The 23,852-nt window shown below is 44.6% G+C and carries 26 protein-coding genes and 1 tRNA gene; 4 read left to right on the forward strand and 23 right to left on the reverse strand.

Annotated elements, in window-relative coordinates:
• Window positions 1–15: 15 nt before the first annotated feature.
• The 8 genes from ACN6NF_RS25265 to rpsF all read right to left on the reverse strand — a co-directional run bounded on the left by ACN6NF_RS25265 (window position 16) and on the right by rpsF (window position 7,328).
• A complete protein-coding gene (locus ACN6NF_RS25265; RefSeq protein ID WP_090889273.1) occupies window positions 16–981 on the reverse strand; it encodes an ABC transporter ATP-binding protein in 966 nt (321 codons plus the stop codon).
• Window positions 978–1,961, reverse strand: coding sequence for an ABC transporter ATP-binding protein (locus ACN6NF_RS25270; RefSeq protein ID WP_474320258.1), 984 nt, complete (start codon window positions 1,959–1,961; stop codon window positions 978–980). The genes ACN6NF_RS25265 and ACN6NF_RS25270 overlap by 4 nt, the downstream gene beginning before the upstream one ends.
• Window positions 1,962–1,974: 13 nt before the next feature.
• Window positions 1,975–2,898: an oligopeptide ABC transporter permease gene (opp4C, locus tag ACN6NF_RS25275; RefSeq protein WP_474320260.1), complete on the reverse strand. Its 924-nt coding sequence runs from the start codon at window positions 2,896–2,898 to the stop codon at window positions 1,975–1,977.
• Window positions 2,899–2,909: 11 nt separating this feature from the next.
• Window positions 2,910–3,872, reverse strand: coding sequence for an ABC transporter permease (locus ACN6NF_RS25280; RefSeq protein ID WP_016822455.1), 963 nt, complete (start codon window positions 3,870–3,872; stop codon window positions 2,910–2,912).
• Between the two features lie 68 nt (window positions 3,873–3,940).
• The gene (locus tag ACN6NF_RS25285) at window positions 3,941–5,680 is read right to left on the reverse strand and encodes an ABC transporter substrate-binding protein (protein WP_474320262.1); all 1,740 of its coding nucleotides are present in this window, start codon (window positions 5,678–5,680) and stop codon (window positions 3,941–3,943) included.
• A 528-nt stretch (window positions 5,681–6,208) separates the two neighbouring features.
• Window positions 6,209–6,481, reverse strand: a complete 273-nt coding sequence (gene rpsR / locus ACN6NF_RS25290) for a 30S ribosomal protein S18 (protein WP_013312800.1) — start codon at window positions 6,479–6,481, stop codon at window positions 6,209–6,211.
• Between the two features lie 21 nt (window positions 6,482–6,502).
• Entirely contained in the window at window positions 6,503–6,994 is a 492-nt protein-coding gene (ssb, locus tag ACN6NF_RS25295; protein WP_010346813.1) for a single-stranded DNA-binding protein, read from the reverse strand.
• Between the two features lie 49 nt (window positions 6,995–7,043).
• Window positions 7,044–7,328 (reverse strand): 30S ribosomal protein S6, encoded by a 285-nt coding sequence (gene rpsF / locus ACN6NF_RS25300; RefSeq protein ID WP_007433230.1) that lies wholly within the window; start codon window positions 7,326–7,328, stop codon window positions 7,044–7,046.
• 318 nt (window positions 7,329–7,646) lie between these two features.
• Between rpsF and ACN6NF_RS25305 the strand changes: the two genes are divergently transcribed.
• The gene (locus ACN6NF_RS25305; protein ID WP_474320263.1) at window positions 7,647–7,841 is read left to right on the forward strand and encodes a YjzC family protein; all 195 of its coding nucleotides are present in this window, start codon (window positions 7,647–7,649) and stop codon (window positions 7,839–7,841) included.
• A gap of 366 nt (window positions 7,842–8,207) precedes the next feature.
• Window positions 8,208–8,525, forward strand: a complete 318-nt coding sequence (locus tag ACN6NF_RS25310; RefSeq protein ID WP_474320265.1) for a hypothetical protein — start codon at window positions 8,208–8,210, stop codon at window positions 8,523–8,525.
• 210 nt (window positions 8,526–8,735) lie between these two features.
• Here the strand turns inward: ACN6NF_RS25310 and ACN6NF_RS25315 are convergent.
• From ACN6NF_RS25315 to ACN6NF_RS25325, 3 genes are all read right to left on the reverse strand, one after another.
• Window positions 8,736–8,826, reverse strand: a tRNA-Ser gene (locus ACN6NF_RS25315).
• Between the two features lie 76 nt (window positions 8,827–8,902).
• A complete protein-coding gene (locus ACN6NF_RS25320; RefSeq protein WP_474320267.1) occupies window positions 8,903–9,127 on the reverse strand; it encodes a DUF951 domain-containing protein in 225 nt (74 codons plus the stop codon).
• Entirely contained in the window at window positions 9,117–10,067 is a 951-nt protein-coding gene (locus ACN6NF_RS25325; protein WP_474320268.1) for a mechanosensitive ion channel family protein, read from the reverse strand. The genes ACN6NF_RS25320 and ACN6NF_RS25325 overlap by 11 nt, the downstream gene beginning before the upstream one ends.
• Before the next feature lie 248 nt (window positions 10,068–10,315).
• Here ACN6NF_RS25325 and yyaC point away from each other — a divergent pair, with 248 nt between their 5' ends.
• Window positions 10,316–10,921, forward strand: coding sequence for a spore protease YyaC (yyaC, locus tag ACN6NF_RS25330; RefSeq protein WP_474320270.1), 606 nt, complete (start codon window positions 10,316–10,318; stop codon window positions 10,919–10,921).
• On the opposite strand, the gene ACN6NF_RS25335 is transcribed toward yyaC, so the two are convergent.
• From ACN6NF_RS25335 to ACN6NF_RS25390, 12 genes are all read right to left on the reverse strand, one after another.
• Window positions 10,875–11,396, reverse strand: coding sequence for a DUF4446 family protein (locus tag ACN6NF_RS25335; RefSeq protein WP_474320272.1), 522 nt, complete (start codon window positions 11,394–11,396; stop codon window positions 10,875–10,877). The two genes, yyaC and ACN6NF_RS25335, sit on opposite strands and share 47 nt — an antisense overlap.
• Window positions 11,397–11,600: 204 nt before the next feature.
• Complete coding sequence (locus ACN6NF_RS25340) at window positions 11,601–12,443, reverse strand: ParB/RepB/Spo0J family partition protein (protein WP_016822448.1); 843 nt, start codon at window positions 12,441–12,443, stop codon at window positions 11,601–11,603.
• Window positions 12,436–13,197, reverse strand: a complete 762-nt coding sequence (locus ACN6NF_RS25345) for a ParA family protein (protein ID WP_474320274.1) — start codon at window positions 13,195–13,197, stop codon at window positions 12,436–12,438. The genes ACN6NF_RS25340 and ACN6NF_RS25345 overlap by 8 nt, the downstream gene beginning before the upstream one ends.
• 186 nt (window positions 13,198–13,383) lie before the next feature.
• Window positions 13,384–14,202, reverse strand: coding sequence for a nucleoid occlusion protein (gene noc / locus ACN6NF_RS25350; RefSeq protein WP_474320276.1), 819 nt, complete (start codon window positions 14,200–14,202; stop codon window positions 13,384–13,386).
• A gap of 386 nt (window positions 14,203–14,588) precedes the next feature.
• Window positions 14,589–15,311, reverse strand: a complete 723-nt coding sequence (rsmG, locus tag ACN6NF_RS25355) for a 16S rRNA (guanine(527)-N(7))-methyltransferase RsmG (RefSeq protein ID WP_474320277.1) — start codon at window positions 15,309–15,311, stop codon at window positions 14,589–14,591.
• Window positions 15,311–17,200, reverse strand: coding sequence for a tRNA uridine-5-carboxymethylaminomethyl(34) synthesis enzyme MnmG (gene mnmG, locus ACN6NF_RS25360; RefSeq protein ID WP_474320279.1), 1,890 nt, complete (start codon window positions 17,198–17,200; stop codon window positions 15,311–15,313). Before mnmG ends, rsmG begins: the two co-directional genes overlap by 1 nt.
• 97 nt (window positions 17,201–17,297) lie before the next feature.
• Entirely contained in the window at window positions 17,298–18,674 is a 1,377-nt protein-coding gene (gene mnmE, locus ACN6NF_RS25365) for a tRNA uridine-5-carboxymethylaminomethyl(34) synthesis GTPase MnmE (RefSeq protein WP_474320280.1), read from the reverse strand.
• A 128-nt stretch (window positions 18,675–18,802) separates the two neighbouring features.
• Window positions 18,803–19,561, reverse strand: coding sequence for an RNA-binding cell elongation regulator Jag/EloR (jag, locus tag ACN6NF_RS25370; protein ID WP_474320281.1), 759 nt, complete (start codon window positions 19,559–19,561; stop codon window positions 18,803–18,805).
• The gene (locus ACN6NF_RS25375; RefSeq protein ID WP_474320282.1) at window positions 19,558–20,424 is read right to left on the reverse strand and encodes a YidC/Oxa1 family membrane protein insertase; all 867 of its coding nucleotides are present in this window, start codon (window positions 20,422–20,424) and stop codon (window positions 19,558–19,560) included. The genes jag and ACN6NF_RS25375 overlap by 4 nt, the downstream gene beginning before the upstream one ends.
• Window positions 20,425–20,495: 71 nt before the next feature.
• Window positions 20,496–20,846 carry a ribonuclease P protein component gene (rnpA, locus tag ACN6NF_RS25380; protein ID WP_013373922.1) on the reverse strand — a complete coding sequence of 117 codons (351 nt, stop codon included), beginning with the start codon at window positions 20,844–20,846 and terminating at the stop codon, window positions 20,496–20,498.
• Between the two features lie 260 nt (window positions 20,847–21,106).
• A complete protein-coding gene (gene rpmH, locus ACN6NF_RS25385) occupies window positions 21,107–21,241 on the reverse strand; it encodes a 50S ribosomal protein L34 (RefSeq protein ID WP_007433250.1) in 135 nt (44 codons plus the stop codon).
• Between the two features lie 676 nt (window positions 21,242–21,917).
• The gene (locus ACN6NF_RS25390) at window positions 21,918–22,136 is read right to left on the reverse strand and encodes a hypothetical protein (RefSeq protein ID WP_155742252.1); all 219 of its coding nucleotides are present in this window, start codon (window positions 22,134–22,136) and stop codon (window positions 21,918–21,920) included.
• Window positions 22,137–22,321: 185 nt separating this feature from the next.
• On the opposite strand from ACN6NF_RS25390, the gene dnaA reads away from it, so the two are divergent.
• Entirely contained in the window at window positions 22,322–23,668 is a 1,347-nt protein-coding gene (gene dnaA, locus ACN6NF_RS25395) for a chromosomal replication initiator protein DnaA (protein ID WP_474320284.1), read from the forward strand.
• Window positions 23,669–23,852: the final 184 nt, after the last annotated feature.

Genomic DNA, 23,852 nt, shown 5'->3' on the forward strand with positions numbered 1-23,852 from the left:
CTTCAGTATCTCGTATCAGGCAAAGTGACAGGCTACAAAATGCTGGTCGCCTGCATCTCGGTATACCGGAGCCTCTGTTCTACAGCGCGCTTCCGCCATAGGACAGCGTGTATGAAACTTACATCCAGACGGCGGATTAGCCGGAGACGGGATGTCCCCTTTTAACACAATCCGCTGTCTTTTGATCGTCGGATCTGGAATCGGTACTGCTGATAGCAACGCCTTGGTGTACGGGTGAAGCGGATTCCTGAACAGTTCCTCCTTGGAGGCCAACTCTACCATTGAGCCCAGATACATCACACCGATCCGGCTACACAGATGCTCGACTACACTCAGATCATGCGAGATGAACAGGTACGTCAGTTGGCGTTCCTGCTGCAAATCGCTTAACAAGTTAATGATTTGGGCCTGAATCGATACATCCAGAGCCGATACCGGCTCGTCAGCCACAATAAAATCAGGATTCAAAATCAAGGCCCGGGCAATCCCGATCCGCTGCCGTTGACCGCCAGAGAACTCATGCGGATACCGATCATAGTGATACGAGGACAGCCCGCAAATGTTCAGCGTTTCGTTGACCTTCTGCCGCAGCTCATTACGATCAATCAACCCGTGATCCAGCAAAGCCTCTCCGATCGCCTCACCCACCTTGATTCTCGGGTTCAGTGAGCTAAAGGGGTCCTGGAAGACGATTTGCAGTTTCGGACGAAGCGCACGAATCTGCTCCTTGTTTAATGCGTGCAAGTCTTCACCCTTGTACCGTACTGATCCCTCTGTCTTATCCATCAATCTGAGAATCGTGCGTCCAATCGTACTTTTACCGCAGCCCGATTCTCCTACCAGACCAAAGGACTCACCCTTATGAATATGAAAGGATACATCATCGACCGCCTTGACATGTCCGACCGTACGCTGAAAAACCCCACCTGTGATTGGGAAATACTTTTTCAGTCCTTCCACTTGAATCAAAGGCTCACTCATATCCGTTGCCCTCCTTCTTTCTCATATAGCCAGCAGGCAACCTTATGGCCATTCTCCTTTTCATTCAAGGGAGGGACCTGATCCTTGCATATTTGCATACAATGTGCGCACCGATCATGGAAATGGCAATTTTCGCCCAGCTCAATGGGGTTTGGCACCTGTCCTGGGATGGAATACAGCCGATCCATTTTCTGATTAATGACAGGTTTAGCCTTTAATAGCCCTTGAGTATATGGATGCTGCGGATTTTTGAACAGCTCAATGACAGGAGCCTCTTCAATAACGTTCCCAGCATACATAACGACCACATAATCCGCCATTTCTGCCACGACACCCAAGTCGTGTGTTATCAGCATAATGGACGTTTTAAGCTTATCCTTCAAATCCCGCATTAAATCGAGAATCTGGGCCTGGATCGTTACATCCAGTGCCGTTGTTGGTTCATCCGCAATCAACAGCTTCGGATTACAGCTTAAAGCAATAGCAATCATAATCCGCTGGCGCATACCGCCACTCAACTCATGAGGATAGGAATTGAATATTTCCTCCGATCGCGAAATGCCCACCAAATTAATTAGTTCAATTGCCCGGGCGCGTGCTTCCCTTTTACTCATTAATGTATGCATCAGCAACGGCTCCGTAATCTGTTCCCCGATCGTAAGCACCGGATTCAGAGAAGACATTGGTTCCTGAAAAATAATCGAAATGTCATTGCCGCGAATTTGCTGCATTTGACCTTTACTAAGTTTTAGGAGGTCTTTGCCCTCAAACCAGATTTGTCCGTCCGAGGTGTGAGGAGAATCAATCAACCGCATCATTGTCATCGCAGTTACACTCTTACCACAGCCAGATTCTCCTACCACACAGAGCGTTTCACCCTCACGAATTTTAAAACTGACGTCATTGACCGCTTTGACAGTTCCGTTAGAGGTATGAAAGTGGGTTTTCAGGTTACGAAATTCAATCAAAGCATTTTCCATAAACGTTCGTCTCCTACTTCTTCATTTTAGGGTCCAGTGCGTCACGCAAACCGTCTCCAATCAGATTAATCGCTACAACGGTAATTAGAATACACATTCCCGGTGGTACCCATATCCAAGGCCGTTTGCGGAAGTCAATCAGGTTATTCGCAGCCGATATCATGTTCCCCCACGAAGGTGTGGGCGGCACGACGCCAATCCCCAAGTAACTGAGCGCAGATTCTGTAATAATCGCACCAGCTACTCCAAGTGTGGCCGTAACAATAATAGTAGGAATCGTGTTCGGCAGCAGATGTCGGAATATTTTGCGTCGGTCTCTCAACCCCAGCGCTTCCGTCGCCTGCATGAACTCCTGTTCACGCAGCGTAAGAATCTGCCCTCTGACCAGACGGGACAAGCTCGTCCAGCTCAGGACCCCAATAATAAGCATCAGAAAATAAATACGGTTCGACGGATCAACTTTCAAATCCGATAGAACAGCACCTAAAATAATAAGCAGCGGCAATGTAGGCAGCGCCATAAAAATATCGGCAATCCGCATAATAACCGTATCCACGCCTTTACGATAAAATCCTGCCAGCGCACCCAACGTCGCCCCGATCATGACCGAAATAAACGTAGCGACCAGCCCCACCGTCAAAGAAATACGGCCAGCCAGCATCGTACGCAGTAAAATATCTCTACCAAACTTATCCGTACCGAGCCAGTACTTCGCATTAGGGGATAAGTTTTTGTCAGAGAGCTTGTAATCATCTAAATGATAAGGTGAAACCATGGGTCCAAATACACAAATGACAACCATCAGAATTAATATAACGAGACCTGCCAAAGCCAGACGGTTTTGGTTAAAACGGCGAACGGCGATTCTCCATGGAGACGCTTCAGGACGGATCGCCGCCTTTTGATTCGTTTCAATCGTGACTGTTTCTGCGGACAATAGTATCCCTCCTACTTCAAGCGAATTCTTGGATCTGCCATGCCATATAATACATCAGAAAGTAGATTGCCGATGAGCGTGAGAACAGCTAGGAAAATGGTGAAGCCCAACATAAACGGATAATCCCGCATACTAATCGACTCCAGATAGACCTGCCCCACACCTGGCCATACAAATACCTTTTCCAGAATCATCGCCCCACCAAATAAGGCCGGAAGCTCGAATCCGAGTAGTGTGATTGCTGGAATCAAGGCATTGCGCAGTGCATGTTTGAAAATAACCGTCCGTTCCTTCAAGCCCTTGGCGCGTGCGGTACGGATATAATCCTGACGGATGACCTCCAACATGCCTGTACGGAAATAACGAGTCAGGCTTCCTGTACTTAGCATCGTAAGTACGAGTGTCGGCAGGAACATATGCTTGAGGACATCCACCATATAAGCCCACGAGCCTGCTTCCATCCCTGCTGTGGTCATACCTCCAACCGGGAGAATTCCCCATTCCAGGGCAAATATCTTGATGACCAATAGACCAATAAAAAATGAAGGCAGCGACATACATAAGAAAATGAATAACGTCACAAACTTATCGAATAACGAATATTGAAACTTAGCTGAAAATACCCCTGCAACAACTGCAATGAGCCAGCTAAAAATAAGACTAAAAAAAGCGATAATAAAAGAGTTCCATACATAATTGCCAATGACCTTCGTTACCGGCTGCTTATGCTGTAATGAATCCCCCATATTTCCCTTTAACATATTACCGGCCCATATAAAATATCGTTGGTATTCCGGTTTATCCAGCCCGTAGATATGTCGTAGCTGTTGCGCCTTCTCGGCGGTCATATTCGGGTTCTGCTTGGCTGTAATATAATCACCCGGCACCATGGCTGAAATCGCAAAAACGATAATAGATATGCCAATAAGTGTGGGGATGAGTTGCAGCAGTCTTCGAATAATATACTGCTTCATATTCATTCCTCCAGACGAATAAAGTGATATGCCCAGCTCGTGAGAGCTGAGCATACGGTTGGCACCCCTTATTGAGCGATTTGAGCGTTATGAAGAGTGAACTCAAAATCTTTGTATGGCGTAATTTCTAGGCCGGATACACGTCCATTCACTGGCCACATATCTCTACGTTGGTACATAAAGATAGTTGGCAGATCTTTGTTCAGCTCTTGATAGAGCTGTTTGTAAATCTGTTTGCGTTTCTCTTGATCCAGTTCATGCTTACCAGCAATCGTTAATTCATCGACCTTTTTATTAGAGTAGCCGATATCGTTTTGTGCACCATTCGTAATAAAAGTCGTTGTATCCGGGTCTGGAGTTAAGCCCCAAGCCGCGAAGAACATATCAAACTTGCCTGTATCCTTTTTATCCATAATGGCGTTAAAATCTAAAGTTTCAGAAGTCAGCTTGATGCCTAGCTCCTTATAGTTATTGGACATGATTGGTAGCAAGGCCTCTACTACTGGATTATCAGCAGTCGCAGAGAAGTTAATGGTCAGCTTTTCGCCGTCCTTTTCGCGAATCCCGTCAGCGCCAACCTTCCAGCCTGCCTCATCCAGCAAAGCCTTCGCCTTCGCTGTATCAAATTCATATTTGTTGATGCCTTCATCCGTATAAGACCAAGATTCTGTAGATTGTGGAATGTTAATGACATTCGCATATGGGCCATACACGCCCTGTACAATCTCTTTACGGTTTAAACCAATAGTTAAAGCCTGACGTACTTTAGGGTCCTGGAACTTCTTTTCCTTGTGATTAAATGCAATATATCCATAGCCATTGGTCGGCATAATATTCACGTCCAAGAAGCCTAGAGCCTTTAATTCCTCTACATTGTCTTCCGTAACTGTGATGTTGTCCATGTCCGTTTCGCCTGTTTGGAGCATAGACAGGTTTGTTTCATCTGTTGTCGTTTTGAAAATTACTGATTTTACCTTTGGTGCGCCCTTGAAGTAGTTTGGATTCGCTTCAAGTACGACTTGCTGACCCGGGGAAAAGCTCTTCAGCACATACTGCCCGGAGCCGATTGGTTTATTATTAAGCGCCTTGATGCTGTCCAGGTTACCCTTCTTGAACCCTTTTCCGTAATAAGCTTCTGGCATGAAGTATTGTTCACCCAGATAATCCTTCGTATAAGCTGTTGCTTCTGTAACGGTTACCTCTACTGTATTATCATCGATGACCTTGATACCCGAGATATCATTCGCCTTACCATCGTGGTATTCCTTACCGCCTTTAATCTTAAAAGATAATATATCGCTTTCTCCATCATAATTCGGATCATGCAGCACTTTGAGAACAAAAGCATAATCCTTTACGGTTACTGGAGTGCCGTCACTATACTTCACACCTGGTTTCAGATGGAAGGTGTATTTTAGACCATCCGGCGATACATCAACCTTCTCAGCCAAACTATTTTCATATGTACCATCTGCCTTCACCTGTAAGAAGGAATCAAATACTGTTCTGACTACATATAAATCATAAGTTGTTTGCCAGAATAGCGGGTTAAATACCCCTTTAGGTGATGTCATACCTACTACAATGTTATCTTTCCGATTTGTTGCTCCCGGAGGATTTTGTGACAAATCCGTCGCTTTAATTACACCCTCTGTAACTGGTGCGCTGCCTTCATTTCCCTCTGTTTTCTTATCCGCATTGCCTTGCTGCGGCTGTGCCTCATTAGCACCTCCACTACATCCTGCAAACAGAACACCAACGATCGTAAGCACCATAAGCAAAGAAACCCATTTCTTCGTTTGCACCATCCTGTTAATCCCCCTTAGTCGGTCTTTATTTAACAGCCTGTCTCATTCCTGCGGTGATTCGTTAAAGCTTGAGGTTTGAAAATGAAGTTTGCACATCCTCCTTACTGTTCCTAATGATAGCGTAGAACACATGTTTTAGACCCTTGGTCAATTTTGTGCACCGACAACCATTACATTTTTATTAAGGTTTATCTTAAGTGTAAAATAATATCACGTCAATATCTTTTTTTATGTAATATGCAATTGCAAAAAAACTATTTTTGTAAAGTTTATGAAATTTACTTGTGGAAAATGACAAAAAACTGAGTGTTATGTAATATAAAATAACATTTCGAATGGTTGAAATGTGTACTCTGGCGAGTTGGGGAGCTTGTAATTTCCTAAGCCACTAAAAGGTAAATTATACTTAATGGGTAAACATGGATTGTATTATTAGTAAGTTACAATAGATGGCACTTGTTGTCAATAAAAAAAATCATAAAAAAAGATGTCCCCACAATTGGGGACATCTCTTCTTTCCAACCACTACTATTCAGTAGTGTAAGGAAGCAATGCGATTTGACGGGAACGTTTAACAGCGATTGTCAACATACGTTGATATTTCGCGCTTGTTCCAGTCACACGACGAGGAAGAATTTTTCCACGCTCGCTGATGAATTTTTTAAGCAGGTCTGTATCTTTATAGTCAATGTGAGTAATTTTGTTCACAGTGAAGAAACATACTTTACGACGTTTGTTGCGACCACCACGACGAGCTGGTCTTTTGTTATCGTCTCCGCCTTCTCTTTGTCTGAAGCCCATTCTTTGTCAGTCCTTTCCCAATTAAAATGGTAGATCATCATCCGAAATATCGATCGGTTTTCCGTCATCGGAAAAAGGATCCTGATTGTTTCGCGAGTTATTATTCCCACGCCCACTATTGCTGTTACCGCCTCCGAAAGGAGACTCCTCACGCATACCTCCACCGCTATTGCCGCCACCGTTGCCGCTATCGCGGTTAGATTCCAAGAAACGTACATTATCAGCAACAATTTCAGTCACGTATACACGTTTTCCTTCATTGTTCTCATAATTACGCACTTGTACACGGCCTTCAACAGCCGTCAAACGACCTTTACGAAGATAGTTAGCGCATGTTTCAGCAAGCTGACGCCAGGTTACGATCGGCAAGAAATCCGCTTCCCGTTCGCCGCCTTGACTTGTAAACGGACGGTCTACAGCCAGGGTGAACTGGGTTACTGCTACACCAGACGGTGTATAGCGCAGTTCTGGATCTTTGGTCAAACGACCGATCAGAATGACACGGTTCAACAATCCAATCCCCTCCTTTGAGCGTTGTTCATTACATAATCACGTACAATAATTAAGCTACGTCGTTCGTAATGAGATAACGAATTACTTCGTCAGAAATTTTCATGATACGCTCAAGCTCAGTAACAACAGCAGGTTCTGCTGTGAAGTTTACCAGAACGAAAGAACCATCACGGAATTTCTTGATCTCATACGCAAGACGGCGTTTAGTTACATCGTGATTCGTAATTTCGCCACCGCCGTTAGAGATGATACCTTGGAATTTGTCGACTGTCGCTTGAACAGCTTCTTGTTCAATGTCAGGACGAATAATGTACATCACTTCATATTTGCGCATTCTTTACACCTCCTTGTGGACATAAGGCCCTCAATCTCAGTTGAGAGCAAGGAACGAGCCTAAACTCGCACTAAAACAGTTTACCAAATCGAGCATCCGAATGCAACCTGCAATTTCAAGCATAAGGCTAAAAGCTGCTCACACACATCATAATCACTGATTTTATACAATTTTATATCATGCCACAAATTTTGCATATATAAAGGAAATCATTTTTGATTAACTACTATCTGTGTGCCCTGCTTTCGCATGTTTCTGCTTAAGACAGCGCACAATAACCGTTGCAGTCCAAATTCATTTCTAAGGAGGCACAACCGTATGGGTGAAAAGACTGAGTTCGTACCCGGGGATAAGGTCCCAAACGACGGCGTATATATGGAGGTTGGAGAAAAAAGCTTTCATACTGAAATCCAAGACCCGCAGCAAATAACGTTGGAAAGAGGCGATTCTTTTCCGAAGACCACCAACCATAATCGCAAGTGGAAGAAAAAAACGAAAGCTCGTGTCCACTAATGTATATCTCTTCGAAATCCTGGCCATATTATGATTAGGCGATACAACAGAGAGGTGTGGTTCCGTTGGACGACGTAGCCTTACAAACTGTTAGGAGATCCATTCCAGGCATTAGAAGCGTTAGGTTTGTGTAAAAGGACACTGTCTTTTCAACACGGTATTGATAGTCAGTACACCGAGTTTCATGATGTGATTGGACAGATCGTATCCTGTTAAAAATGTATCGCCTACGATGGAGGACCTTTGTGGTCCTCCTTTGTTGCATTATCGGACTTTTTGCATATGCTGGTAAAATGCAGATTAATTCAGCTCCTTCTGCTAGAATATATCCAAGTACAAAGACCTACTATCTACGGAGGTTTAAAGATGAGCTATTCTCGAATATTAAAGTGGATATCAGGTATATTCGAATTGGTGCTGGCTGTACCAATTGTGGGAGGAGCTATTGTCATGGGGACTGGATACTCAGCCCTGGGGTTTATGCTTGTCCTGCATGCAGTAACACTTGTCCTGTCGTTACGCAATCAGGAAGCGATCTACGGTTCTGTATGGGGAGTACTCACTTCCTTGCTAGCCTGGATTCCTTTTGTTGGCTGGGCACTCCATTTGATCGCTGCCATCCTTCTGATGATCTCTGGCTCAAAGAGAACAAAACGCTATCATTACCCGCCTAACCAGCTATAACAAAAGAAGGCTCCTAACAGCAATTATTTCGAACGCTGTTAGGAGCTTTCTTTTGCTCTAACGCCTTATTCAATTCACCAAAAGACTCTTAATCACTTTTTCGATATCGTTCAATTCCTTTTTCGCAATCTTATAGTTGTTTATGTCAAACAAACCAAAAAATCTCTTACGTCAGCAGACGTAAGAGATTGATCAAGTTCATGAAGTTAGTGGCGGAAAGAGTGGGATTCGAACCCACGCACGCCTTGCGACGCCTAACTGATTTCGAGTCAGCCCCCTTGGACCTCTTGGGTACCTTTCCGCAGCAAGGATAATTATATCATCATTGCTATCATGACGCAAGCTGATTCTTGTCCACCATGATCCACTTTCTCTGCTCAAATGGTTTCCGCATTTTGCCCATCAGTACCGGACTTTGAGCGCAGCACTTTTTTCATATTCTTTTCGAACTTGGCACGCGGAATCAGTACACTATGCTGGCATCCGACGCATTTGATTCGAATATCCATCCCCATCCGAATAATTTCCATCTCGTTCGTTCCACACGGATGAGGCTTCTTCATCTGCACAATATCCCCTAGTTCAAACGACTTACGCTCCACCCTTCTCTCCCCCTTTTCTTCCTGACTCATCTTCTTTTTCAAGGGTGATTGCCGTCTCCAGTGCGGCCTGACGATGTTCCTCGTCCTCTAGAGCCCTCTTGATATTATTCTGAATATCACGCTCTACCAAGGCCCCTGTGTTCGGCATACATTCCGCCACAACCCGTACGATATATTCTGATGTAGTCATGGACTGAACGCCTAATACATCCGGCATATTAAGTATCTGCGCATTGGACTCTTCGATGCCTTGAATCGCCTGTTTGACCAAGCTAACGGCTTCCTCCAGACTACGCTCCGCCTTCATCGGCACATCTACTACCGCCAACGCGTTGGACATGGAGAAGTTCGTTACCGTCGTAATGGAGCCGTTCGGTAAAATATACACCTCACCTTTCCAGCTCACCAGCCTGGTTGTACGCAGCCCAATCATTTCTACCGTCCCCTTGAAAGTTCCCGTCTGAATGACGTCTCCTACGGCAAACTGATCCTCAAATATAATAAAGAATCCGGTAATTACATCCTTAACCAAGCTCTGTGCCCCAAAACCTACAGCCAACCCAAGCACTCCAGCTCCAGCAATCAGAGGGCCTAGATTTATACCCATTTGTGATAGCACCAGCATAATCAAGATGAAATTGAACACAATATTTGTTACATTTTTTAGCAGTTCTCCCACAGTCGTTAATCGTCTGGTATTCAATCGGAATCTTCCGTTATCTCCCTTTTGCTCCATCGACTTATCTATAATTTTATTAATAACTCGAATAAAGATACGTGTAATGATGAAAATAATTACGATTTTCAAAACCACAAACAAAAAGGTCGACCACATCGTACTATCTGTAAGCCATTTCCATACAGCATCCTTCCAATGAATAGCACCTTGCACTACGTCATCCGTGTCTAAATTACCGGCCAACCAATGTATAAAGGTCAAGCTGTACTCCTCCTCAAACCAGGGAACTACTCTTTCTATTTCCCACATTCTATTTCCTAACTATATAAGCATATCTCCCGACTTCAAACATACGACTATGAATAATCTACTTTTCCCGAGTATAAAAACGCAAGTTTATCCATATACTAGCTACTATCTTGAGAATAATTGTTACCCGCAGGCCAAGTGAAATCTTGAGGGTAGGCGCACAACCTACATACTCCATTACAGGACGAAAGGAAGATTCCATGACTCATCCATCTGACTTCATTCCGGGGCAAGAACCCCTAAGCTTAAAAATATCACACACTGATCCCGGGATCCAATCAGCCATCATCCATCGTTTGCTGTTCCATCTGCATCAGGCGCGGAGTCTTCAAAATATCGTCATCATTTGCATCGGCACTGATCGTTCTACTGGAGATTGCCTTGGCCCGCTTGTGGGTACCCATTTGTCACGCTATAAAAGCTCCCTATTTAACCTGTATGGAACATTAGATGAGCCTGTACATGCTATGAACCTCCAAACCACGCTGAATGGCATACATGACCGATACGAACAGCCTTATATCATCGGCATAGACGCATGTCTTGGACAAACCTCCAGTGTTGGATACATTCAGGTTGCAGAGGGTCCTCTCAAGCCGGGAGCAGGTGTAAATAAAGAATTACCGCCGGTCGGCGATATCCATTTGACTGGTATCGTTAACGTCGGCGGCTTCATGGAATACTTTGTGTTGCAAAATACGAGACTAAATTTGGTCATGAAATTATCAGATATCATAGCTAGTAGCTTATACTCCGCAATTAAGGAGTGGCATTACCGATCTGTCCTACTTGCTGCGCAAGAGTAATAGCTTCTTTCTCTTCAGGTGATAAGGAATATGAAGATTGTCCCGCTTCCAGAGGCTTGGCATACACATATGAGCCATCCCGATTATAAATACCGGTCAATACTATTCCGTCCTGATTATCGTCTACAATAGCCAGAGAGAAGCTTAGATCGCTCCCTCTCTCACCAAAGGCATTATAGCGTTTGATGCCTATATGTCCCTTCAAGCCAGTCAGTTTGCTGCGTAGTGATTTCATACTTGCACGGTGGGCTTCCTGCTCATCTTCAATCGTATCCATCTGTACCTTTAAATCAATCAGCAGCGTTTCCAAATTCTCTACCCCGCTGCCTGCCATCATGGTTTCATACTTTCGCCGCATCTTCTTCAGCTTTGATCCCTGTACAATAACAACAATCAACAGGATAAGCAAAACAAGTACGATCCCTGCAACAATTCCAGCAAGCTGCTCCATGATTAGTCCATTCAATTCAGCCATATGTTTGTTTCTACCCCTCTACCTCAAAAATCATGTTACTGCTTTGCTTACCTTTTATTTTAAACGTTTGAGAACAGCGAGACAAATAACACAAGGCTATTAGTTTATCCATCAAAACCATTCTAATTCCTGCAATTCCAGACAAAGCAAAGACATATCTCACTTTCCATTTCACTCAAGGAGACATGTCCATATTTTTACAGACTACTGTAATAGCTCCAGTAATCTTTCCAAATCCTGCTGGCTGTAATAATTCAATTCGATTTTGCCTTTATCCTTATTGTGCTTGATCTTCACAGTTGTTTTAAAACGCTCGCGCAGGGACTCTTCCATATGGTCAATATAGGGGTCCTTTTTTCGCACCTTTGCTTTAGCTTTTGTTTCTCCAGGCTTATGATCCAACTGTTGTACGGCTTCCTCAAGTTCACGAACACTCCACTGTTGCTCAATGCATTGCATGGCCAGCTGTTTTACCATGTCTGGATCTTTAAGCCCGACAATTGCTCTAGCATGCCCCATAGACAATGTTCCACGTGAAACATGATCTTTAACCTCTTCAGGCAATGCGAGCAAGCGAAGAAAATTAGCAATGTGTGAACGTGATTTTCCCACTTTCATGGACAACTCTTCCTGAGTTAAAGAAAACTGATCCATTAACCCCTGATAAGCCACTGCCACTTCCATTGCATTTAAGTTTTCACGCTGCAAGTTCTCAATCAGGGCAATCTCCATTACCTGCTGATCTGTAAAATTGCGAACAACCACAGGTATGGTCGGGTTCCCGCAAAATTGAGAGGCCCGAAACCGTCTTTCCCCGGCTATAATCTCATAACCTCTCAAGACACTACGCGCAATAATAGGTTGGATAACACCGTGCTGACGAATGGATTCCGCTAATTCCTTAATGGACTCCTCATCAAACGTTTTCCGAGGCTGGTATGGGTTCGCCCGCAACTGACTGAGCGGAATGTCAACAACCTTATCCTCGTCACTGACTGTAAGGGAGGGAATAAGTGCGTCCAGTCCCTTTCCCAACCGTTTACTCATAAGATACCACTTCCTTTGCCAACTCAATATATACCTCTGCCCCACGAGACCGGGGATCATACGTAATAATGGACTGGCCATGTGATGGTGCTTCGCTGAGTCTCACGTTGCGTGGAATAATCGTTTGATAAACTTTGCTTTGAAAATACTTTTTCACTTCTTCAATCACCTGAATACCCAAGTTCGTGCGGGCGTCAAACATGGTTAGCAACACACCCTCAATTTGCAATGAGGTGTTTAGATGTTTTTGCACTAATCGCACGGTATTCAACAATTGGCTTAATCCTTCCAGGGCGTAATATTCACATTGGATCGGAATAATGACTGAATCGGAAGCCGTCAAGGAATTGAGCGTCAAAATACCCAGCGATGGGGGACAATCTATTAATATAAAATCGTAATTATGCTTGACGAGTTGAAGTGATCTTTTTAATCTCAATTCACGAGAAATAGTAGGTACCAGCTCAATTTCAGCACCTGCTAATTGAATGGTTGCCGGAATAATATCCAATCCCTCGACCTGTGTACTGATAATCGCCTCGCTAGGGTCAACCTCGTTAATGAGTACATCATAAATACAATTTGCCACATCCGCCTTATTGATACCCACACCGCTGGTTGTATTACCTTGCGGGTCGATATCCACGAGCAATACCCTTTTGCCGAGGGAAGCAAGTCCGGCGCCCAAATTCACGGAAGTAGTCGTTTTGCCTACTCCGCCTTTTTGATTGGCTACGGCTATTATTTTTGACACTTCATTCACCTCATAATTTAATCGGAATCCTGCTACGTTCCATGATTGCAAAAGCCCTATGAAGACGTTACTTAGTCCTTAACTTACGGATAACGGCAATTTCAAAATAGAATACGAGTATGCTGCGGTTTTATGTTGGCGTTAGACAGAAAAAGCGGCAATTGCTGCCGCTGTACGCTTCATCCCTTACTTACGTTTGGGAATTTGAATGACAATCTCATAGTGATCCTCATGATCAGATTCCTTTGTTTTGATATCCAACCCTGAGCCAGACACCATATCAATGGATTGACGAATCGTATTCAGCGCAAGCCGGACATCCTTGGTAAAGGAAATCCGCTTTGATTTTTTAGTCGTGGATACTTGTTTATAGAAGGCAACTCGTGCCTCTGTCTGCTTCACATTGAGTTCCTTAGAAATCACTTCATCTAAAACCTTGTACTGTAGTTCTTCGGTCTCTAACGACAATAATGCACGAGCGTGACGCTCGGACACCTTCCGTTCCATTAGAGCTTCTTTCACTCTCTCCGGCAAATGAAGCAGCCGTATTTTATTAGCAATAGTGGATTGGCTTTTGCCAAGTCGCTGAGCGAGGCTTTCCTGGGTAAGTTGATGCAGGTCAATCAGCTTTTGATAAGCTACAGCCTCTTCAATCGCAGTTAGTCCCTCCCGCTGAAGATTCTCAATCAACGCGATGGATGCAGCTTGTGAATCATTAAACTCACGAACAATGGCTGGAATCGTCTCCATACCCAGCTTGGTGACAGCTCTCCAACGACGTTCCCCTGCTATAATTTCATATTGTCCATTACGGAAACGGACGACAATCGGTTGAATTACACCATGCGTCTTAATAGTCTGACATAGCTCATCAATCTTCTCGTCGTCAAATATGGTGCGGGGCTGATAAGGACTGCTGACAATATCCCGAACTGGAATTTGTTTTATTTCATCCCCATTGGATCGCTCCGTCAAACCAAATAGCTTGGAAAATTGTTCTTTCATTCCGTATAATACCACCTAATTTCATAATAGCACCATACAAACAGCGCTTCGTGAAAAACAGTTCCTTGTGGGGATTGTAGACCCTTCTATATGAAACAGCGCCGTAAGCGGGTACACTCCACGTACTCCCCTGACATTTGTTGTCCCACTTCCCTATATGTATATATGAAATCATGAGTACGGGAAGCAGCCAACTTATACTAAAACGATTATCTCTATTCTATCACTTTTCCAGTCATAATCCTATCGTCTCTATCAGCTTTTCGGAAGGATAAAAGAATAAATTATGTAGAGGGCATTCGGCAAGGAACCTTCTTAAGCAAGGAATCTATAAACCATAAAAAAAGTGAATGTTTCACGTGAAACATTCACTTTCTTTCAAACATTTACACTAAAGGTGTCTTCAAAGGAGTACCTGGCTTGCGCGGGTATTTCCGTGGTGTAGTTGCTCTTTTTTCAATTATAATCATATGTCTGGCTGCATCCTCAACAGGTAGTTGGAACGCCTGAACATGCTTGATTTTTCCCTTTAGCTCTTTCAAGCTGTAGGAGGCTTCCCTGATTTCTTCGGTTGGGTCGCTACCCTTCATCGCTGCAAAGTGGCCTCCCTCACGGACAAAAGGCAAACAAAATTCATTTAGTACCGCGAGACGGGCAACAGCTCGGGCTGTGACCAGATCATAGCTATCACGATATCCTGCTTTGCGCCCCAATTCCTCTGCCCTGCTGTGAATCAGCTCAACATTTTCCAGTCCCAACTGCTCTACAACATGCGCTAAGAATTGTATGCGTTTGTTCAAGGAGTCTACAATGGTCAATTGAATATGTGGAAAGCATATCTTCAAGGGGATACCTGGAAAACCAGCGCCTGACCCAATGTCAGCCAGGCTCCCCACATCATTTAACGGAACATAAAAGGCAAGTGAAAGAGAATCGTAGAAATGCTTGGTGTACACTGCATCTCGCTCAGTAATGCCCGTCAGGTTCATTTTTTCATTCCATTCGACCAGCACACGGTAATACGTTTCAAACTGCTCTAACTGACCGTCATTAATCACAATGCTATGCTCTGCCAGCCGCTGCTTAAACTGCTGTTGTATCGCGTCCATTAAGATCCCCTCGCTGCCGTTACACGGTTATAGTGCTCCAGATAAACCAACAAAATGGAAATATCCGCAGGAGTTACACCGGAGATACGGGATGCCTGACCAATGGACATCGGACGGATCTTTTCAAGCTTCTGCTTAGCTTCAATGGCCAAGCCTTGAACTTCATTGTATACGATATCCTCAGGGAGCTTCTTCTTCTCCATCTTTTGCAGGCGTTCTACATGCATCAACTGCTTTTCAATGTAGCCCGCATACTTAATTTGGATTTCCACCTGTTCTTGCTCTTCCTCAGTAAGGGCTACAGGTGAAGGTGAAATTTGTGCCACTTGTGCATAGCTGATCTCAGGTCGACGCAGCACTGTTAACAAATTACTGCCATCCTGTATCGGTGCAGATCCGCCTTGCTCCAGCATCTCATTTACATCAACCGGGCGAACTTTAGCTAAGCGTAAACGCTCAATTTCTTGCTCTACCTTTTGTTTTTTATCCAAAAAGCGCTCGTATCGTTCGTCTGTAATCAGGCCAATATCATGCCCGATCGGAGTCAATCGCAGATCCGCGTTATCATGCCGCAACAACAGACGGTATTCTGCACGGGATGTCAGCAAACGATAGGGCTCATTTGTACCCTTTGTCACCAGATCGTCGATCAGAACCCCAATGTAGCCTTGAGAACGATCCAGTACAACGGGCTCTTTGCCCTGCACCTTGCGAGCTGCATTAATCCCAGCCATAATTCCTTGACCCGCAGCTTCTTCATAACCAGATGTCCCGTTAATCTGACCTGCTGTGAACAAGCCAGGTACTTTTTTCGTTTCCAAAGTAGGCCACAACTGAGTAGGTACCATCGCATCATATTCAATAGCGTAACCGTTACGCATCATTTCTACCTTTTCCATCCCTGGAATGGTACGCAGTACTGCTAGTTGCACATCCTCTGGCAAGCTTGTTGACAAGCCTTGAACATAGTATTCAGATGTGTTTTTACCCTCAGGCTCCAAAAAGATTTGGTGCTTCGGCTTATCACTGAAACGTACAACTTTATCTTCAATAGAGGGGCAATAACGTGGTCCCGTTCCTTCGATCAGACCAGAGAACATCGGTGCACGATGCAAATTATCATTAATAATCTGATGTGTTTCCACTGAAGTATACGTCAGCCAGCAAGGCAACTGCTCATTATCCGAGGACTTCGTTTCATAGGAGAAGAACTTCGGCTGATCATCGCCTGGCTGTATTTCTGTTTTGCTAAAATCAATGGTATCCTTATGCACACGTGGTGGCGTTCCTGTTTTAAACCGAACCAGATCAAAACCAAGCTCTCTCAAATGTTCAGAAAGTCTCAACGAAGGCTGCTGATTGTTCGGGCCACTCTCATACATCAGCTCACCCATAATGATTTTCCCGCGCAGGTAGGTGCCAGTCGTCAGGACAACTGCTTTACTACGATACTCTGTGCCCGTCTTCGTAATCACACCCACGCATTGGCCGTCTTCTATAATCAGCTCTTCAACCATACCTTGACGTAAGGTCAGATTCGGTTCCTTCTCCATCGTTTCCTTCATCGCATGCTGATAAGAGAACTTGTCTGCTTGCGCGCGCAAGGCATGCACAGCAGGTCCCTTACCAGTATTTAACATTCTCATTTGGATAAATGTCTTGTCGATATTTCGACCCATTTCGCCGCCCAATGCATCAATTTCCCGTACTACATGACCCTTTGCGGGACCACCAATAGACGGGTTGCAGGGCATGAATGCGACCATATCCAGGTTAATTGTAATCATCAATGTACGACAGCCCATCCGTGCTGCTGCCAAGGCGGATTCTACGCCCGCATGGCCTGCACCGACGATGATCACATCATAGTCGCCTCCTTGATATCCCATACCTCTCTTGCCTCCTTATACATTCGAGTCTTCACCCCGAATATGTTCTTGTGTATCTATGACGATAGCAGGCCTAAAACAGCCATGCTTGAATGTTCTACTTACCCAGACAGAATTGTGAAAATATTTGATCTATTAACGCATCATGCGCAGTGTCGCCTATAATCTCACCCAAATGCTCCCATGCCAGCCTTACATCAATCTGGATCATGTCAATCGGAACAAATTGATCAGCGGCTTCATAGGCATCTACCAGTGATTGGCGCGCTTTCTTCAGCAAAGCAATATGCCGCACATTGCTGACATACGTCATATCTGCCGATTCCAGCTTGCCGCTAAAGAATAAATTCGATATAGCCTGCTCCAGCCGATCTGCCCCCTCATTTTCCTTCACAGACATTGGCACAATAAGCTCTTCAGGAACATAGCGCAGCAACAAATCCCGGTCTATTTGGGCCGGTAAGTCCATTTTATTCATAATAACAATCGCTTGTCTACCGCGGATTTGTTCCATTAATGCCATTTCATCCTCGTGCAGTGGTTCGTTGGCATTCATAACGATGAGCAACAGATCCGCTTCACTAACTGCCGTCCTCGAACGCTCTACCCCAATCCGTTCCACGACGTCCATCGTTTCCCGAATTCCAGCTGTATCCAGCAGCTTGAGCGGAATATTATTAATCGTCACATACTCCTCAATAACGTCACGGGTCGTACCCGGAATATCGGTCACAATCGCCCGTTCGCCCTGAGCCAACGTGTTTAGCAGTGACGATTTGCCTACATTCGGCCTTCCGACAATCGCTGTAGTCAGCCCTTCACGCAAAATTTTCCCCTGCTCCGCTGTATGCAACAGCCGATCAATTTCCGCTATGACCTGGCTGCTTTTATCCTTGATTAACTCAGACGTAAAGGATTCTACATCATGCTCAGGGTAATCAATGTTTACTTCAATGTGAGCAAGTGTCTCCACCAACACATGACGCAAACGACGAATATTCTGGGACAGCTGTCCATCCACCTGTTTCAAAGCCATCGAAAAGGCTTTATCCGATTTGGAACGAATTAAGTCAATGACGCCCTCCGCCTGACTCAGATCAATACGACCATTCAAAAAAGCGCGTTTCGTAAATTCACCTGGCTCAGCCAGACGTATATTTTGCAGCAGTAACAAATCCATCACCCGTTTAACGGCTACCACCCCGCCATGAGTGCTGATCTCTACCACATCTTCTGTTGTAAAAGAGCGTGGTGCCCGCATCACGGTAACTAAAACTTCCTCCACCTTCTCTTGGCTTTGAGGGTCTATAATATGTCCATAGTGAACCGTGTGCGTTGGAGCCTTACTTAAGGGCGTTTTGCTACGGAACAAAGTCTCCACTTCCGTGACCGCTTCTGGACCGCTGACCCGCACAACTGCAATGCCACCCTCGCCGACAGCCGTTGCAATGGCAGCTATGGTATCGCTCAGCATATCGTTTCTACCTCCTATCAAGTAAAAACGGCATTGCCGTCCTTCATCAAGGACGGCACCCGTTTAAGTGTGAAATATAAGAAAAAAAGCAATGGCTTCTGCAGCTTGCAGAGAGCCATTGCGTTGGATTATTTCTTGGCAATGACAACGCGCCGATTAGGCTCGTCCCCCTTGCTGTATGTTCTAACCAGCGCATGCTGCTGGAGCTTGGCATGAATCAGCTTTCGCTCCTGGGACGGCATTGGCTCCAGTACCACTTCCTTGCCGTAACGAACAGCCTGGTTTGCTAATCGTTCCGCCAGATCCTCCAGCGTTTTCCGCCGACGTGCGCGAAATTGCTCGGCATCCAGCACAATTCTGATAAATTTATCAGAATTACGGTTAGCAACAATATTCGTCAGGTACTGCAATGCATCTAATGTCTGTCCTCTGCGGCCAATCAGCATACCGAGCGATGGACCGGAGATATCCAGTGTACTTTCATCCTTGCGATGACGGACATCAACTTCGACGTCCAATCCCATCCCTGCAGCTGTTTCACGGATGAAACGCATCGCCTCCTCATAAGGATCTATATGTCCCCTGGATACTTCCATGTTCATCTGTGCTTCCTGCGCAACAGACCCAGCTTGTGATACAGCCTGTCCCACGTCAGAAGGTGCTTGAGCCGATACATGAGGTTCAGCCGTGTGTGTGGTTTCAGGAGACGGCTCAGAAAGCAGCGTAAGCTCCACCTTCGCCTTTTTGACCCCTAGCCACCCCAGGAATCCTTTTGACGGCTGTTCCAACACGTTTACGGTCACCCGTTCACGGCTTACTCCCAGCTGGGAGAGTCCTTGTCTTACAGCATCTTCAACGGTTTTTCCTGATGTCACGACTTTGGTCATCTCGACTTTTTAGCCCCCTTCGTGTTTTTTCCACTTTTTTTCTTACTATTAGAGGAACCTGTTTTCGTGAGACTAGCTGTTTTCACATTAGCTAATGCTGCGTCTTTATCATTATTCCGATAAAGGAAATAGTTTTGAACAATCGTGTAAATATTACTGAAGAACCAGTACAACGGCAAAGCAGACGGGAAGTTATACGACATGAATAGAATCAGAACCGGATAGACATACAGCAAAAATTGCATGGGTCCCTGCTGCGGCGTCGGATTCATTTTCATCATCATCCAGGTTTGGACAAAAGTCGTAATCGCTGCTAGAATCGGCAGGATAAACAAGTGATCCGGTTTACCTAACTGGAGCCACAAAAAGTCATGATCCCGCAATGCCGAGTTATAATAAATGGCATTATAAAGCGCGATAAAGATGGGCATCTGTACTAGCAAAGGCAGACAGCCCGCCATTGGGTTAACCTTGTTTTCTTGAAACAATTTCATCGTTTCTTGCTGGACTCGCTCAGGTGTATCCTTGTATTTCGCTTGAATTTCTTTTAATTGCGGCTGTATAGCCTGCATTGCTCTGGAACTGCGTACTTGCTTGAGTGTAAGCGGCAAAATAATGGTACGTACAATGATCACCAGAATCAGTACGGCCAGGCCATATTCTCCAGAGAACCATTGGGCAAATGTATCCAGCGCATACGAAAACCAGTAAACGACATATCTTTGCCACCAAGATCCATTGGCCAAGTCTGCCGTCGTGTAAGAACTGTGAGCCGCCTGGGTACATCCGGACAGCACAGCAACAAGTGCTAATAAGGCAATCAGGAGGAACCATTTTCCTCGTTGAGTCTTCAAACGCGACACTTCATAACCCCTTTCTTAACCAATCCATTCCAACGTAAATCATACCATATCCTGTAGGACAAAGATACTGACTATCGGCGCGTAGACTTGAGCAGCGAGGCTTTGCGCAAAACGTGCAGCACGCTTTTCTCCAGCTCTTGATACGACTTTGTAACCGCACCCTTACGAACGATAAAAATCAGGTCAATCTGCTCCACCAATTCCTGTTCATGATGGCGCACGATTTCCTTAACGATCCTGCGCATCCGGTTGCGGACAACTGCATTGCCGATCTTCTTGCTAGCCGAAATTCCGACGCGGAACTGCTCTACCTCTCTGCGGCGGAACCAGTACACCACAAACTGATGGTTGGCAAATGATTTGCCATGGCGGTATACGCGCCCAAAGTCCGCCCGGTTTCGTAGACGCAATTTTTTTTGCACGGCGCTTCTCCTTGCTCATCTCTTTTACACATATCGGTAAGCAACCCTTACCTCTTATATAGTAAGAAGTATGGACAATATTCCAACATGGTAATCTCGCTTATTTTATATCCGTTTTCAAAAACTTCATCTAATATAGAGCAGGATGCAGGACCTGTCCTTCTTTTTACACTACATTTCTACATTTAGATGAAGCAATCCGATCCACAAATACTTCAATTATGAAAAAAAAGACCACCGTAGTGGTCTTTATGCACGCATTACGCACTCAATACTTTTCTACCTTTTTGGCGACGAGCTGCCAAAACTTTACGGCCATTCTTCGTGCTCATTCTTTTACGGAAGCCGTGAACTTTTTTACGTTTGCTGACATTCGGTCTGAAAGTCGGTCTCATTGTGCTGCACCTCCTTACAAGGAATACGTTTTATATGGAATATACCTAACATAGCAATCTCCACAAAAAACACCTTTGTACATTTAACCACAAATAGCGCCCAAAGTCAATGTACTTCTGAATTCTCTCCCTCTTTTTCACATTCATAATCCCTCTCCGTCTCTCCCCACCACTCACTCTACTCCTTTCTTCTCCTTTATTCTCGATTTTTTCGCTTCTTCTCCCAGATCAACATTCATCAACATTTTACTGTAGCCTTCGTTCCTAATCTAAAACGCTCTTTTTTCTCATCTATTCATTTACGACTTAATCCGCGACGTTTCAGATGCCCGCCATCAAGTTCGTCATCAAAAATATTGTCGGAAACGTTACCGGAAATTTTCAACATAAAAACAACCCACTGTAACCAAAAGGCAACAGAGGTTATACACAGATCCACAAAAAGAATGGAATTGTGATTTAAATGGTCATAACCTGTGCATAACATTTTAGAGCGAAAAAGAGTTATTGTCGAAAACTGAACAAATTATAAACAATATCTTGTGTTGTGAATAAAAATTGTACACAACAGATTGAATTTGTGGATAAATAACCACGAGTCATTGAAATACAAGGCTTCTTTTGCTATGATGATATTACTTTTGAATGTGAATATGTTGTTTTACCCTCCATATTATCAACACCCTGTGGATAAAGTTGTGAACAAGTTCAATTTATCCATCTTTTTATTTTTGTGCGGATTCGGGATTCTGGGGATATATTCTACATTTTTCATTTGATTTCGACATATTGCAGTCCCGTTTTGGCCTGCGGGATCAAGAGAACGGATCGTGCCGCACATTCCCTCCTGAGAAATATCGCCTTTCTTCTGCTGATCAGCAGTGGAATTTTCCATTACTATTTTTCAGGGCATTTTGTGCTGCGTTCTCTCACTACACTGCCGCATGATTTAGGCGGCGGTATGTCTTTTTATGGCCTTCAACAATATTTTTGTGATTTTAGGCGTTTTGCCGAAGCGCCGAGAGCAGCTCTCTGCAGCTTAATTCGGTAAAATGTCAGGATTTAAAAGGAGTGACGTCTGTGGACAGCCATACCTCTGAACTATGGCAGCAAATTCTATCCATCATACAAACCAAGCTGAGTAAGCCGAGTTACGACACTTGGTTTAAGGCTACCAAGGCAGCGAAACTAAATGACCACTCCCTTGTGATTTCTGCACCGACAACTTTTGCCGTGGAATGGCTTGAAAGCCGCTATACCAAGTTAGTCGGAGCAACGGTTTATGAGATTTTGGGCAAACATTTAGAGGTCAAGTTCGTTATTGAAGAGAACAAGCCGGCCGAGGTCGACCTTCAGCAACAACCTCAGCAACAGCCTGTCGTTCAAGAAGAAGCTGTGTCCCATATGCTGAATCCCAAATATACTTTCGATACATTTGTCATCGGATCGGGGAACCGTTTTGCCCACGCGGCATCGCTGGCCGTCGCCGAGGCGCCGGCCAAAGCTTACAATCCGCTGTTTCTATACGGTGGTGTAGGTCTGGGGAAAACGCATCTGATGCATGCTATCGGTCACTATATTTTGGAGCATAATCCGACCAGCAAGGTCGTTTATTTATCGTCGGAGAAGTTTACGAACGAGTTCATTAATGCCATCCGGGACAACCGCGGGGAGAGTTTCCGGAATAAATATCGCAACATTGATATTTTGCTCATTGATGATATTCAATTCATTGCGGGCAAGGAATCGACGCAAGAGGAATTTTTCCATACGTTCAACGCGCTTCATGAGGAACGCAAGCAGATTATAATCTCAAGCGATCGACCGCCTAAAGAAATTCCAACGCTGGAAGAACGGCTGCGCTCTCGCTTCGAGTGGGGACTTATTACGGACATTCAACCGCCGGATTTGGAGACAAGAATTGCTATTCTTCGGAAAAAGGCGCGGGCGGAAAACCTGGATATTCCTAATGAGGCCATGATGTATATCGCGAATCAAATTGATACAAACATCCGTGAGCTGGAGGGAGCGCTCATTCGTGTTGTCGCTTATTCTTCCTTAACCAATCAGGATGTATCAAGCCATCTCGCGGCTGAAGCGTTAAAGGATATAATCCCATCCAGCCGTCCAAAAATGATCACGATTCAGGATATACAGCACCAAGTCGGGGAATTTTATAATCTACGGCTAGAGGATTTTAAAGCGCGTAAGCGGACGAAGGCTGTAGCTTTTCCACGGCAGATTGCCATGTATCTTTCCCGTGAGCTAACCGACTATTCTTTACCGAAAATCGGCGAAGCTTTTGGTGGACGTGATCATACGACTGTCATTCATGCGCACGAAAAAATCTCCAAATCCATTCAAGTGGATCAGGATCTATTTAAAGTTATCAACAACCTAATAGAAAAAATCAAAAATCCAACCTGAACAAGTTCAGAGCCTATACACAATTTATACACATGTGGATAGGCTTGATTTTATTAGGGTTACAGATAGTTATCCACATATTCAGTGCGCCTATTACTATTACTAATATATTTTAAAGATATACATCACCTATATAAGGCCCGCGTCAACGCGTGCTTGCAGGATTAAAACCCGTAGGAGGAAC

The sequence above is a fragment of the Paenibacillus sp. TSM33 genome, assembly GCF_056099025.1.

Coding starts and splice junctions, on each gene's coding strand:
- ACN6NF_RS25340 (WP_016822448.1), bottom strand. CDS start 12,443: ATGAGTAAACGGTTGGGAAAGGGACTGGACGCACTTATTCCCTCCCTT.
- ACN6NF_RS25280 (WP_016822455.1), bottom strand. CDS start 3,872: ATGAAGCAGTATATTATTCGAAGACTGCTGCAACTCATCCCCACACTT.
- ACN6NF_RS25305 (WP_474320263.1), top strand. CDS start 7,647: ATGGGTGAAAAGACTGAGTTCGTACCCGGGGATAAGGTCCCAAACGAC.
- ACN6NF_RS25270 (WP_474320258.1), bottom strand. CDS start 1,961: ATGGAAAATGCTTTGATTGAATTTCGTAACCTGAAAACCCACTTTCAT.
- yyaC (WP_474320270.1), top strand. CDS start 10,316: ATGACTCATCCATCTGACTTCATTCCGGGGCAAGAACCCCTAAGCTTA.
- ACN6NF_RS25265 (WP_090889273.1), bottom strand. CDS start 981: ATGAGTGAGCCTTTGATTCAAGTGGAAGGACTGAAAAAGTATTTCCCA.
- jag (WP_474320281.1), bottom strand. CDS start 19,561: ATGACCAAAGTCGTGACATCAGGAAAAACCGTTGAAGATGCTGTAAGA.
- rpmH (WP_007433250.1), bottom strand. CDS start 21,241: ATGAGACCGACTTTCAGACCGAATGTCAGCAAACGTAAAAAAGTTCAC.
- rsmG (WP_474320277.1), bottom strand. CDS start 15,311: ATGGACGCGATACAACAGCAGTTTAAGCAGCGGCTGGCAGAGCATAGC.
- mnmE (WP_474320280.1), bottom strand. CDS start 18,674: ATGCTGAGCGATACCATAGCTGCCATTGCAACGGCTGTCGGCGAGGGT.
- rpsR (WP_013312800.1), bottom strand. CDS start 6,481: ATGGGCTTCAGACAAAGAGAAGGCGGAGACGATAACAAAAGACCAGCT.
- ACN6NF_RS25285 (WP_474320262.1), bottom strand. CDS start 5,680: ATGGTGCAAACGAAGAAATGGGTTTCTTTGCTTATGGTGCTTACGATC.
- mnmG (WP_474320279.1), bottom strand. CDS start 17,200: ATGGGATATCAAGGAGGCGACTATGATGTGATCATCGTCGGTGCAGGC.
- ACN6NF_RS25310 (WP_474320265.1), top strand. CDS start 8,208: ATGAGCTATTCTCGAATATTAAAGTGGATATCAGGTATATTCGAATTG.
- ACN6NF_RS25390 (WP_155742252.1), bottom strand. CDS start 22,136: ATGGAAAATTCCACTGCTGATCAGCAGAAGAAAGGCGATATTTCTCAG.
- ACN6NF_RS25335 (WP_474320272.1), bottom strand. CDS start 11,396: ATGGCTGAATTGAATGGACTAATCATGGAGCAGCTTGCTGGAATTGTT.
- rpsF (WP_007433230.1), bottom strand. CDS start 7,328: ATGCGCAAATATGAAGTGATGTACATTATTCGTCCTGACATTGAACAA.
- noc (WP_474320276.1), bottom strand. CDS start 14,202: ATGAAAGAACAATTTTCCAAGCTATTTGGTTTGACGGAGCGATCCAAT.